10 protein-coding genes are annotated in these 12019 nt (G+C 77.6%); 2 read left to right on the forward strand and 8 right to left on the reverse strand.

What is annotated here, in order from left to right; translation table 11 throughout:
• The first annotated feature begins 63 nt into the window (after window positions 1–63).
• Window positions 64–1743 carry an acyl-CoA dehydrogenase family protein gene (locus ADEH_RS15640; protein WP_011422075.1) on the forward strand — a complete coding sequence of 560 codons (1680 nt, stop codon included), beginning with the start codon at window positions 64–66 and terminating at the stop codon, window positions 1741–1743.
• Window positions 1744–1745: 2 nt separating this feature from the next.
• On the opposite strand, the gene ADEH_RS15645 is transcribed toward ADEH_RS15640, so the two are convergent.
• The gene (locus ADEH_RS15645) at window positions 1746–3155 is read right to left on the reverse strand and encodes an NAD-dependent succinate-semialdehyde dehydrogenase (RefSeq protein WP_011422076.1); all 1410 of its coding nucleotides are present in this window, start codon (window positions 3153–3155) and stop codon (window positions 1746–1748) included.
• Window positions 3156–3207: 52 nt separating this feature from the next.
• Here ADEH_RS15645 and ADEH_RS15650 point away from each other — a divergent pair, with 52 nt between their 5' ends.
• The gene (locus ADEH_RS15650) at window positions 3208–3885 is read left to right on the forward strand and encodes a CPBP family glutamic-type intramembrane protease (RefSeq protein WP_011422077.1); all 678 of its coding nucleotides are present in this window, start codon (window positions 3208–3210) and stop codon (window positions 3883–3885) included.
• Here the strand turns inward: ADEH_RS15650 and ADEH_RS15655 are convergent.
• From ADEH_RS15655 to ADEH_RS15680, 7 genes are all read right to left on the reverse strand, one after another.
• Window positions 3857–4864 (reverse strand): NAD-dependent epimerase/dehydratase family protein, encoded by a 1008-nt coding sequence (locus ADEH_RS15655; protein ID WP_011422078.1) that lies wholly within the window; start codon window positions 4862–4864, stop codon window positions 3857–3859. The genes ADEH_RS15650 and ADEH_RS15655 overlap by 29 nt on opposite strands.
• Before the next feature lie 65 nt (window positions 4865–4929).
• Window positions 4930–6390, reverse strand: coding sequence for a deoxyribodipyrimidine photo-lyase (locus ADEH_RS15660; RefSeq protein ID WP_041453908.1), 1461 nt, complete (start codon window positions 6388–6390; stop codon window positions 4930–4932).
• An 8-nt stretch (window positions 6391–6398) separates the two neighbouring features.
• Complete coding sequence (locus tag ADEH_RS15665) at window positions 6399–7358, reverse strand: YbgA family protein (RefSeq protein ID WP_011422080.1); 960 nt, start codon at window positions 7356–7358, stop codon at window positions 6399–6401.
• A gap of 78 nt (window positions 7359–7436) precedes the next feature.
• On the reverse strand, window positions 7437–7802 hold the full coding sequence (locus ADEH_RS15670) for a DUF4870 family protein (protein ID WP_011422081.1): 366 nt from the start codon (window positions 7800–7802) through the stop codon (window positions 7437–7439).
• Window positions 7803–7893: 91 nt separating this feature from the next.
• The gene (locus tag ADEH_RS15675) at window positions 7894–8910 is read right to left on the reverse strand and encodes a YihY/virulence factor BrkB family protein (RefSeq protein WP_011422082.1); all 1017 of its coding nucleotides are present in this window, start codon (window positions 8908–8910) and stop codon (window positions 7894–7896) included.
• Between the two features lie 131 nt (window positions 8911–9041).
• Entirely contained in the window at window positions 9042–9185 is a 144-nt protein-coding gene (locus ADEH_RS23305) for a hypothetical protein (RefSeq protein WP_198133785.1), read from the reverse strand.
• 55 nt (window positions 9186–9240) lie between these two features.
• Window positions 9241–12018 carry an Hsp70 family protein gene (locus ADEH_RS15680; protein WP_011422083.1) on the reverse strand — a complete coding sequence of 926 codons (2778 nt, stop codon included), beginning with the start codon at window positions 12016–12018 and terminating at the stop codon, window positions 9241–9243.
• Window position 12019: the final 1 nt, after the last annotated feature.

The following is a 12019-nucleotide window of genomic DNA, read 5'->3' on the forward strand; positions in this document are numbered from 1 at the left end:
CGCGCAGAGGGGGCGTCCGGCCCTGGCGCTGCCCCGCCCTCCGTCCCGCGTTATCGGCTCAGCATGACCGACTTCCTCCAGGATCCCCCGGTCCTGCCGCACGCCTTCGACGCCGACCCGCTCCTGCAGGAGTACCTCGCGAGGACGCTGCCGCCCGACGTGCTGTCCGCGATCTCCCCGGAGCTGCGCGAGCTGGGCGCGCTCGCCTCCGGCCCGCTCGCAGCGCAGCAGCTCGCGGAGCGCCTGGTGGAGCCCACGCTGGTGCAGTGGGATCCCTGGGGTCGGCGCGTGGATCGCATCGAGCCGACGCCGCTGTGGCGCGAGGCGGCCCGGCTCGCCGCGCGCCACGGGCTGGTGGCCGCGGCCTACGAGCGGCGCCACGGCCCGCACTCGCGCGTGCACCAGCTGGCGATGGTGTACCTGCTCGAGCCGTCCATGGACGTGTACGCGTGCCCGCTCGCCATGACCGACGGGGCGGCGCGCACGCTGCTCGACCTCGCCCCGCGGGCGCTGGTGGAGCGGGCCGTCCCGCGGCTCACCTCGCGCGACCCGGCGCGCATGTGGACGAGCGGACAGTGGATGACCGAGCGGGCCGGCGGCTCGGACGTGTCGGGCACGGAGACCGTGGCCCGCCGCGACGGCGAGGCGTTCCGGCTCTGGGGCACGAAGTGGTTCAGCTCCGCCACCACCGCCGAGATGGCGCTCGCCCTGGCGCGGCCCGAGGGCAACCCGCCGGGCTCGGCGGGCCTGGCCCTGTTCTACCTGGAGACGCGCGGGCCGGACGGCGCCTCCAACGGGATCCTCGTGAACCGGCTGAAGGACAAGCTCGGGACGCGCAAGCTCCCCACCGCCGAGCTGACGCTGGAGGGGGCGCTCGCGCAGCCGGTGGCGGGGACGTCCGGCGGCGTCCGCGCGATCACCCCCATGCTGAACGTGACCCGCACCTGGAACGCGCTCGTCGCGGCCGCGTACATGGCGCGCGCGGTGGCGCTGGCCCGCGACTACGCGGGGCGGCGGCGCGCCTTCGGGACGCCGCTGCGGGCGCGCCCGCTCCACGCCGACACGCTGGCAGGGCTCGAGGCCGAGCGCGAGGCCGGGTTCCTGCTCGCGTTCCGCGCGGTGGAGCTGCTCGGCCGCGCCGAGGCGGGCGAGGCCGACCCGGGCGCGCGGGCGCTGCTCCGCGCGGTGACGCCGCTCGCGAAGCTCACCACCGGCAAGCAGGCGGTGGCGGTCGCCTCGGACGCGGTGGAGGCGTTCGGCGGCGCCGGCTACGTGGAGGACACCGGCCTGCCGCGGCTGCTGCGCGACGCGCAGGTGCTGCCGATCTGGGAGGGGACCACCAACGTCCTCGCGCTCGAGGCGCAGCGCGCGCTCGCGGCGGAGGGCGCGGCCGAGGCGCTCGCGGCGGAGATCCAGGAGCGGCTCTCGCAGGCGCGCGACCCGTCGCTCCGCCCGGCGGTGCAGGCGGCCACCGGCGCGCTGGCCCGGGCGCGGGCGGCGCTCGCGGGAGGCGACGCGCCGGAGCTGCGGGAGGCGGGCGCGCGCCGCCTGGCGCTCACGCTCGGGCGGACGCTCGCGCTCGCCCACCTCGCCGCGCACGCGCAGTGGGCGCTCGACGCCGGGCGCGGCCGGCGCGCGGCGGCCGCGGCGCGGCGCTTCGCCCGCAACGGGGTGGACCTGCTCGGCCCCGCCGGCGAGGACCTGGAGGACTCGGCGCTGCTCGTCGCCGCGACGGACGCCTGACGCTACTCCATCGCGGCGCCGGGCTGGCCGGCGGCGGCGGCGGCGTCCTGCAGCACCACCGTCTTCAGGTTGACGAACTCGCGGATGCCCTCGCGCGCCAGCTCGCGCCCGTACCCCGAGCGCTTCACGCCGCCGAACGGCAGCCGCGGGTCCGAGGCGACCATCGCGTTCACGAACGTCGCGCCCGCCTCCAGCTCGTCCACGAAGCGGTCGCGCTCGGCCGGCTCGCGGGTCCAGACGCTCGAGCCCAGGCCGAACGGCACGTCGTTCGCGATCGAGATCGCCTGGTCGAGGTTGCGCGCGCGGAACAGCAGCGCCACCGGGCCGAAGATCTCCTCGCGGTAGGACGGCGAGGTGGGCGGCACGTCGGCGATCACCGTGGGCGGGTAGTAGAAGCCCGGGCCGCCCGCCGGCGCGCCGCCGAGCAGGAGCCGGCCCCCCGCCTTCACCGCGGCGTCCACCTGCTCCGAGAGCTTCTTCAGCTCCGCCTCGCTCACCACCGGGCCGACGTCGGTGCCCGCGTCGAGCGGATCCCCCACCTTCAGCGCGGCCATGCGCCTCACGAACGCCTGCTCGAACCGGTCGTAGACGGCCTCGTGGACCACGAAGCGCTTCGCGGCGATGCAGGACTGGCCGTTGTTGATGGTGCGGGCGGTGACCGCGGTGGCGACCGCCGCGTCCAGGTCGGCGGACGGCATCACCACGAACGCGTCGCTGCCGCCCAGCTCCAGCACGGTCTTCTTGATCACCCGGCCCGCCGCGGACGCCACGGCGCTGCCCGCGCCCTCGCTGCCGGTGAGGGTGGCCGCCGCGATGCGCGGGTCCTCCACGACGCGCTGCACGCGCGACGAGCCCACGAGCAGCGTCTGGAAGCAGCCCTCCGGGAACCCGGCCTCGCGGAACACCGCCTCGATGGCGAGCGCCGACTGCGGCACGTTGGAGGCGTGCTTCAGCACGCCGACGTTGCCGGCCATGAGCGCCGGGGCGGCGAAGCGGAACACCTGCCAGAAGGGGAAGTTCCAGGGCATCACCGCCAGCACCGGCCCGACGGGCAGGCACCGGGTGAACGACCGCGCCGCGCTCGAGGGGAGCACCTCGTCGGCCAGGAACCGCTCCGCGTGCTCGGCGTAGAAGCGGCAGACCCAGGCGCACTTCTCGGCCTCGGCCACCGCCGAGCGGAGCGTCTTGCCCATCTCGAGCGTCATGGTCCGGCCGAGCGCGTCCTTGCGCGCCTCCAGGACCTCGGCGGCGCGGCGCATGCGCTGCGCGCGCTCGGCGATCGGGACCCGGCGCCAGGACCGGAACGTCGCGGCGGCGAGCGCGAGCCGCCGCTCCAGCTCGGCGTCCGTGATCTCGTCGAAGCGGGCGAGCACCTCACCGGTGGCGGGGTTCACCGACGACATGGTGGCCATGGGCGTCCCTTCCTTTCGTGGAGCGTGCGGCGCGGATGGTAATGTGGCGCGGATGCCCACAGATACCACGCCAGCGGGCCACCGGCCGCCCGGCGAGGCGTCCGGCGGGCGGGGCACCGGCGACCGCGCCTGGACGACGGCGGCGGTGCTCGCGGCGCTGGGCTGGGCGCTGCTGGTGGCGGCGAGCCCGCCCCGCTTCTTCTCCTGGGCCACGCCACTCGCCGTCGCCTGGATGGCCCTGTCCCTCGCCGGCGCGCCGCCGGGGCTGCGGGCCAGGCTGCGTCCGCGCGGCACCGACGTGCTGCTGGGCCTCGCCGTGGCGGGCGTGCTCTACGCCGGGGCGCGCGCGTTCCTGTGGGCGGGCTGCGGCGGGGCCACCGACGCGCTGTGCGCGCCCACCGCCGCCATCTTCGAGCGGTTCCGCACCCGCGCGCTCGGGCCCGGGCTGGCGCTCGCGCTCGCCGTCGCGCCGGCCGAGGAGGCGTTCTGGCGTGGGCTGGTGCAGGCGCGGCTCACCCCGCGGCTCGGGCCGGCGCGGGCCGTGGCGGCCGCGACGGCGCTCGCCGCCGCGCTCGCGCTCGCGACCGGCGAGGGGTTGCTCGCGCTCGCCGCGCTGCCCACCTACGCAGCGTGGGGCGCGCTGGCGGCCTGGCGGGGCAGCCTGGTGCCGGCGCTCGTGTCCCACGCGGTCTGGAGCGTGCTCATCGCGAGCGTGGCTCCCCCGGGCTGACCGGCCCGAGCCGCGGCGCGCAGCGGTCCACCAGCGCCTCCTCGAGCGCCGCCATCGCGCCCCGCAGCCCCTCTCCGGCGGGCTCGCCGGCCAGCGCGCGGCGCGCGGCCTCGTCGAACGGCAACGGCGCGGGCAGCCCGGCGAGCTGCCAGAAGCGGGCATCGCGCGGAAGGAGGTCGGTCGCCAGCCCCTGCACCAGCTCGCGCACCACCCGCCAGTCCGCGCCGGAGATCAGCTTCAGCCAGAGCATGGAGACGCGCGGCACCGGCAGCGGCACGCGGGCGGCGGGCAGGCGCCGCCCGCGGAGCGCCGCCACCCGCTCCAGGATCTCCCGCACCTCCAGCACGTCCGGGCCGGGCAGGTCGTGAACCGCGCTCGCCGGCAGCGGCAGGTCGATCCCGGCCACCAGCGCGCCCACCACGTCGCCGATCCAGACCGGGCAGGTGCGCGAACGGGCCCACGCCGGCAGCAGCATGACCGGCAGGCGCATCGCCAGGTCGCGCACCACCTGCCACGAGGCGCTGCCCGCGCCCACGATCATCGACGCGCGCAGCTCCAGGGCGGGCACGCGCCCGGCGCGCAGCACCTCCCCGACCGCGAGGCGGCTGGCGAGGTGCCGGGAGGGCGTTCCCTGCGGCGCGACGCCGCCCAGGTACACGATGCGCCCCGTCCCGGCCCGCGCCGCCGCCCGCACGAAGCCGGCGGCGGTGCGGCGCTCCTCCTCGACGTAGTCTCCCCGGCCCGCGGCCATCCCGTGCACCAGGAAGTACGCCGCGTCCACGCCCTCCAGCGCGCGCTCGAGGTCGTCCGGCCGCCGGACGTCCACCGCCATCCAGTCCACCGTCCCGCCCGGCCCGGCGCGGCGGCGGCGACTCGTGGCGCGGACCCGGTGCCCGGCCGCGGCGAGCGCCGGCACCAGCGCGCTCCCCACGAAGCCGGTCGCCCCGGTCACCAGCACGGTGCGTTGGACTGGGCGCATCCGAGCATCCTTCCGCCCCGCGACCGGCCCGCGCCACTCCCGTCGGGAGGGGTGCCGCGCGGCGTTCACGGTCCGTGGCGCTCCAGGTACCGGCGCACCGGCCACTTCCGGGCGGTGTTCGCGGAGGACATGTATCGGACGGTGCCGAACACCGGCCGCTCCGGCCCCCAGGGCCGGTCGTAGCGGCCGAGGCACCAGGCGATGCCCGCGACCGAGTTCGGGTCGCGGCCGTCCAGCGCGTGGCGGTCGTTCAGCTCGAGCAGGGTCGCGTGCGCCTCCTCCGGCGTCGCGCTCCACTCCAGGATCTTCTTCCCCCAGAGCATCCGGAGATACCCGTGCACCACGCCCTCCCGCAGGAGCTGGCGCTGCGCCGCGTTCCAGAGCGGGTCGTGCGTCTCGGCGGCCTCCAGCGCCGCCCGCGCGTAGACCGCCGGCCGCGGGTCGGCGGCGTGCCGGGCCAGGGTGGCGCGCGCCCAGGCCGGGAGGGACGCGTACGCGCGGTGCTCCGGGACGTGCGCGCAGGTGACGAAGGCCAGCTCGCGCCAGGTGAGGAGCTGATCGAGGAACGCCTCGGCGGAGGCGGACAGTCCCCACCAGCCGGCGCGCGCGCCGCGGGCCGGCGCGGCCACCGGCGGCGGGGTCCAGCCCTCCCGCCGCAGCACCGCCCGCAGGATCTCGAAGCTGCCGAGGTGGCCGAAGTGGAGCCAGGGCGAGAGCCCGCTCGCGCCGCGCGCCTCGTCCGGCGCGTTCCGGCGCTCGGCGTAGGCGTCCAGCCCGTCGCGGAGGAACGCGGAGAGCCGGCGACGGGCCGCGACGCTCCCGCCGCGGCCGGCGGGCGGGACGCGGTGGTCGATGGGCAGCGCGGCGGCGAGCGCGGCCGGGCGAGCCAGCTCCGCGGCGCGGGCGGCCGGCCAGCGCCGCCGGATCTCCGCCGGCACCGAGGCGCCGCCCGGCGGCGGCACGCCCGCGAGCGGGTCCTCCGCCGGCAGCCGATCCAGCCAGGCGGGCAGCGCGCGCTGGAGGTGGCGGCGGTAGGCGTGCGCGGTGGGGAAGTCCTTGCCGGCGAGCCGGAACGGCACCACGCAGCTCGCGTCCACCGCCTCCAGGCGCACGTCGAGGCGCGCCGCCGCCGCGCCGATCGCCGCGGCGGGAAAGCCGGTGGGGAAGTCGTCCGCGATGACGGCGCAGGCGCGCGCCGCGAGCGCGTCGAGCAGCCCGTCGCCCTCCCCGGCGCGCCGCTCCACCCACGGGTGGTAGAGCGCGCGCCCGGCGAGCGCCGCGGCGTTGTCGCGCATGCCCTCCAGCAGGAACGCGTGCAGCCGGTCGCTCGCGTGCGGGTAGCCGCAGCGCAGCGGCTCGAGCACCAGCACCGGCCGCCCCAGCGCGCGCCCCAGCTCCGCCGCGCGCTCCAGCGCCGGGTTGGAGCGGGTCCGCCGCGCGCTCGTCATCCAGTGCAGCACGAACGCCCGCTCCGGCCGCAGCGGCGCGGCGTTCAGGGCGCGGATCCGCTCCGCGGGGACGGGCACGCCGCGGCTCACGCGTGGTTCCGGAGCATCAGCTCCTTGGGATCGGGGTCGAGGTACACCTGGCCGGCGAGGTACTCCAGGCCCTGGCTGCGCACGTGGTGCCGGAGCAGCGTGAGCGGCACGATGCGCGGCACCAGCCCGCGCCCGAAGTCGGCGATGCTCTCCTCCAGCTCCTTGCGGTCCGCCGCGGGGAGCCGGTCGCGGAGGTAGCCGGCCGCGTGCTGCAGCACGTTCACGTGGCGGCCGCGGGTGGCGGGCACCTTCAGCGCCGCCATGAGGCCGGCGCCGTACGCCTCGACCTCGGCGCGGATCGTCCCCTTGCGCAGGCCGCCCACCCGCGCGCCCAGCGCCCGGTACGCGGCGGGGCTGTGCGCGAGCAGCGTCAGCTTGTGCGCAGTGTGGAACGCCACCAGCGCGCCGCGGGTCATGCCGGCGGCCACGGCCTCCTTCCAGCGCGCGTACGCGAACACGCGCTCCACGAACCCCTCGCGCAGCACCGGGTCGTTCAGCCGCCCCTCCTCCTCCACCGGCAGGAGCGGGAACGCCTCCATCAGCACGCGCGCGAACGCGCCCACCCCCTCGCGCCGCGGCGGACCGCCCTTCGGCGGGTGGACGCGCACGCGCTCCATGCCGCAGGACGGCGAGTCCTTCTTCGTCACGTAGCCGGAGAGGTCCTCGCGGGCGAGCTCCGCCACGCGCCGCTCCGCGAAGCGGCGCATGGCCTCGGTGTGGTCCAGCCCGCTCCGCTCGGCCACCAGCGACGGGGCCGCGGACCGGCCCACCAGGCGGATGGGCTCGCGCGGCACCCCCAGGCCCAGCTCCAGCTCCGGGCACACCGGCACCCATTCGACGAACGGCCCCAGCACGTCCGTGAGGAACGCGTCGCGCTTGTGCTGGCCGTCGTAGCGGACCTGCTGGCCGAGCAGGCAGGACGAGACGCCGATGCGGAGCTTCGGGCGGGCCGCCATGCGCAGAGCCTAGACCAGGTGATGCTCCGCCGCACCGGCCGCGGCGCGCGTGCGCCGCCCGGGGGAGGCGGCGCTGCGTCACCAGAGCCAGGTGGCCGGGTTCGGCACGGGCTGGCGCTGGTCCAGCCACTTCAGGCCCTTGACGCAGCGGATCACCAGCCAGACCGCCACGAACAGCAGGATGAGCGCGCCGATCCCCACGATCGTGAGCAAGCCCCCCACCACGGCGTAGAGCAGGCCGATCCAGAACGTCCGGATCTGGAACCGGTAGTGCGTGCGCAGCCCTTCGGGCGCGTCGCCCTCGTTGACGTACGCCATCACCACGCCGATGAGCGTGGTGATGCCCGCCGCGAACGACAGGAGGTACAGCACGTAGACGATCTTGGCGGTGGACTCGGTGTTGCGGGTGGCGGCGGGCGTCGGGGCGGGCGCGGTCGGTTCCATGGCGTGGGGTCCGGGCCGGAGGGCCGCGGGGGCGCGGGATTGTAGCCCGGTTCGCGCCGGTGCGGTGACGCCGGACGGGCGCGGCCGGCGGTCACGCCTCCCGGCGGCCGATCAGGATCCCCGCGGCCAGGCCGGCGACCAGGGCGGTCAGGCCCCCCACCCGGCGCCGCCTGGGCGGTGCGCGCAAGGGGGCCGGGGCGACCCGGGCCGGCCCGTCGGGCGCGGAGGCGCGCGCCACCGGGCCGATCCCGGTGTCCTGCATGGACTTCGCGCCCTCGCGCTTCCCCTCGGGCGAGCGGTGCTCGATGAGCGCGTTGATCTCCGCCCCCACCAGCAGGACCAGGGAGGAGATCCACATCCAGAACAGCAGCACGATGACGCCGGCGATCGAGCCGTAGGTCTTGTCGTAGTGGCCGAAGTTCGCGACGTACTTGCCGAACCCCCACGAGGCGAGCACCCAGAGCACCACCCCGAACACCGAGCCAGGGGTGATGAACTTGAACTGCTGCTCCACGTCGGGCAGCACGTAGTAGAGCAGGGCCCACAGGGACATCATGACCAGCGCCGCGAACGGGAGGCGAAGCCAGAGGATGGCCGCCCCCGCGCTCCCGCCGATGGCGTTCGCGATCGGCTCGGTGGCCACGGCGGCGACCGCGCCCGCCAGCGCGAGCACCCCCGCCACCACGGTCATGAGCAGCGCGATGGCCCGCACCTTCCAGAACGGCCGCGACTCCTTGACGTCGTAGGCGGTGTTCAGGGAGCGCATGAGCGCGAGCGTGGCCCCCGAGGCGGCCCAGAGCGCGCCGAGCGCGCCGAAGCCGAGCAGCGTGACGTTCTGCTGCGCGCCCAGCTGCTGGATGCGATCCCCGACGATCTTCGTGACCTCGCCCGGCGCCACCTGCGCGAGCTGGTGCACCAGCGCCTGCGCCTGGGCCGGGGTGATCACCACGCTCGCGAGCGCCACCAGGAACAGCAGGAACGGGAACAGCGCCAGCACGCCGTAGTAGGTGACCGTGGCGGCCAGGTCGGTGACGTTGTCGTGGCCGAGCTCCTGGTAGAGCCCCTTGCCGAACTCCTTCCAGCTCATGCCGTTGCCGGGCAGCCGCATGCCGATCCCCCCCGCCCGCTGAAGATGGTCACGCGGGTGGAGGACGCGGGGCCGGCCCCGCGCGCTGCGGGCGGGGGAGCGGGCGCGCGGGCCACGGGCGGACGGGTGGCCGCCGTGCCCGGCCCGGCGCCTCAGCGCCGCCGGCCGCGCGCGGTCTCCACCAGGTACCAGACGCCGAGCACGACCAGCATCGGCACGATGAGCCGCGGCTGGCGCGCCACGACCGCGATCACCACCGCGAGCAGGAGCGCGAGCGGCCAGCTGATGCGAACCATGGCGCGCATCCTACCCCGGAGGCGGGCCGGCGGGCGGGCCTCCGGCCGATCCCGCTCATCCCTCCTCGTCGCCGGCCAGGCGGAGCCCGGCCGGCAGGCTCTCGCCGAAGATGCGCTGCTCCACCTCGGCGCTCGCCTCCACCACCTCCCGCACCAGCCGCGCCTGCTCGTCCGGGACCCCGGCCGCCGCGAGCGCGGCCAGCGCCCGCGCGCGCGCGGCGTCGCCCACGTCGCGGGCGCGATCGCCGCTGCGGCGCGCCAGCTGGGCGAGCGCGAACGCGACCTCGCGCGGCGGCGCGGCCGCGAGCAGCCGGTCGATCCAGGCCTCGGCGGCGGCGGGCGGGACCACCTGGTGCACGCTGGCGTGGAACGGGACGCGCGCGCCCAGCCGGCCCAGCGCCCAGAGCAGGTGCGGCGCCGGCCCCTCCGCCTCGGCGCGCGCGAGCAGCCACCCGCCGAGCTCCTCCTTCTCGGCCGGATCGACCCGCTCCAGGCTGCCGGCGAGCCGGACCATCTCGTCCTCCGCCATGGGCCGGACCCCGGCCACCTTCGGCGGCGGGCGGCGCGGGTCGCGCGGCCGGAGGAACGGGCGCACCGTCTCGAGCAGCCGTCGCTGCGCGCCGGCGTCGAGGCCGCCGGCGATGCGCCGCCAGGTGATCCACCACGCCGCCCACGCGCGCGCGTCGCCCTGGTACTGCAGCCCCTCCCCGAACGCCTTCCACGTCTCCGCGGCCCGCCAGGCGTCGAGCGGCGCGCCGAAGCCGGGGCGCAGGCAGAAGCCGGTGAGCTGGAGCCAGGCGCGCTCGTGGTCGGCGCTGCGGCGCCGCCGCCCGCGCCCGGCGTGCAGCGCCGCCCACAGGTCTCGCACGACCGGGGTGGACCAGCCGTCGCGCGGGCCGAGCACCTTCTCCAGCGCGCGGAAGAGGCCCTTCACCTCCTTGCGCTCCACCGCCGCCTTCTTGCCGAAGAACAGCTCGACGAGCGCGCGCGCCTCCTCCAGCCGGCGCGGCACGGCGGACGTCTCGGCAGGGCGGTCCGGCCCGCCCGCCTCGGCGGCGCCCGCCGCCGCCCGCAGCGAGAACTCGAGGCGCCAGCGCGCGTCGCGGTCGGTGGCGGCGCACCAGAGCTCGAGCGTCCCGATCTCGGTCAGCACCGCCTCGAGGCGCACCGGCACCTCGGCGTCGCCCTGGCCTGGCGCCGAGAGGACGGTCTCGACGGGCGGCAGCGGCACCAGGTCCTCGCCCGGCTCCACCACGTCGCCGGGCCCCTCCAGCCGCGGCGCCGAGGACGCGAGCAGCGCGAACCGGACCGGCCGCCCCAGCGCCAGCCGGAAGGTGCGCGGCACGGCGACGCGCGTGCCCTCCTCGGCGTGCCGCGGCACCACGCAGAGCGCCCGCTCGCCCTCGGGCGCGGCGATGCCGACGTAGAACGCCCGCGGGGTGCCGCCGCCGATGCGCAGGCCCACGCCGCGCCGCGCCAGGGCCGAGAGCGCCGCGCCGCGCGCCACGGCGAGGTCGAGCGCGGGGCTCGCGAGCGCGCGCACCGGGGGCGCGCCGGGGAACAGCGCGGACACCGCCTCGGCGAGCCGCGCGCGCACCTCCGGCGCGGCGAAGGTGCCGCCGTTGAGGAGCACCGCGTCCGGCCGCGCCTGCCCGCCCGCGGCGGCGCCCGCCTCGGCCGCGTGCAGGGCCAGGAACGCGGCCACGTGGCGGGTGACCGCGGGGTCCGGCTCGTAGGGCAGCCCCAGCTCCGCCAGCCCGGCGGTGCGCGGCGCGCGCCGCGGGCGATCCCCCGGGGCCACGCTCGGGAAGAAGCCGTCCAGCACCAGCGCCCGGACCTCCTCGCGCGACAGCTCCGCCGACACCGCGCCCGCGACCAGGCGGCTCCCCGGCCCGGCCACCGCCACCGGGACGCGCTCCGGGCCGCCGGCCGCGAGCAGCCGCTCCTTCGCGAGCCGGCAGGCCTGCACCAGCGCGCCGAAGCGCGCCGGCTCCAGCCGGCCGCCCAGCCGTCCCTCCACCGCGCGCGCCAGCGCCAGGTCCACGTTGTCGCCGCCGAGCAGCAGGTGGTCGCCCACCGCGATGCGGGTGAGCGCGGGCCGCCCGTCGCGCACCTCGGCGCGCACCAGCGTGAGATCGGTCGTCCCGCCGCCCACGTCCACCACCAGCACCAGCGCGGCGCCCTCGCCGCCCGGGAGGCCCAGCGCCGCGCCCAGGTCGGCGCGGTGGCGCGAGGCCCAGTCGTGGAACGCGGCCTGCGGCTCCTCCACCAGCGCCGCGCGCGGCAGCCCGGCCTCGCGCGCCGCCGCGAGCGTGAGCTCGCGCGCGGCGGCGTCGAACGACGCGGGCACCGCCAGCGTCAGGTCCTGCTCGGCCAGCGGGGCGCCGGGGTGGGCGGCCTCCCAGGCGTCGCGCAGGTGGCCGAGGTACAGCGCCGACGCGGCCACCGGCGAGAGCCGCGGCACGCCCTCCGGCGCGCCCCAGGGCAGGATCGGCGCGGTGCGGTCGGCGCGCGGGTTCGCGAGCCAGCTCTTCGCCGAGGCCACCAGCCGCCCCGGCACCCGGGCGCCCTGCTCGCGCGCCAGCTCGCCCACCACGATGGCGCGCTCGCCCCAGGGCAGCCGGGTGGCGGCTGGCGGCAGCTCCGGGCCGGGCAGGTACGCCGAGGAGGGCAGCAACCGCCGCGCCTCGACCTCGCCCGGCCGGACCAGCTGCGGGATCGTGAGCGCCTCGACGGCCTCGGCGAGATCGCCCTCGCGCGCGAGGTCCACCGAGGCGAGCGCGGAGTTGACCGTGCCGAGATCGATGCCGACGACGTGGCGCGGGCCGGGCATG

The sequence above is a fragment of the Anaeromyxobacter dehalogenans 2CP-C genome (assembly GCF_000013385.1).
GTDB classification, from domain to species: Bacteria; Myxococcota; Myxococcia; order Myxococcales; family Anaeromyxobacteraceae; genus Anaeromyxobacter; species Anaeromyxobacter dehalogenans_B.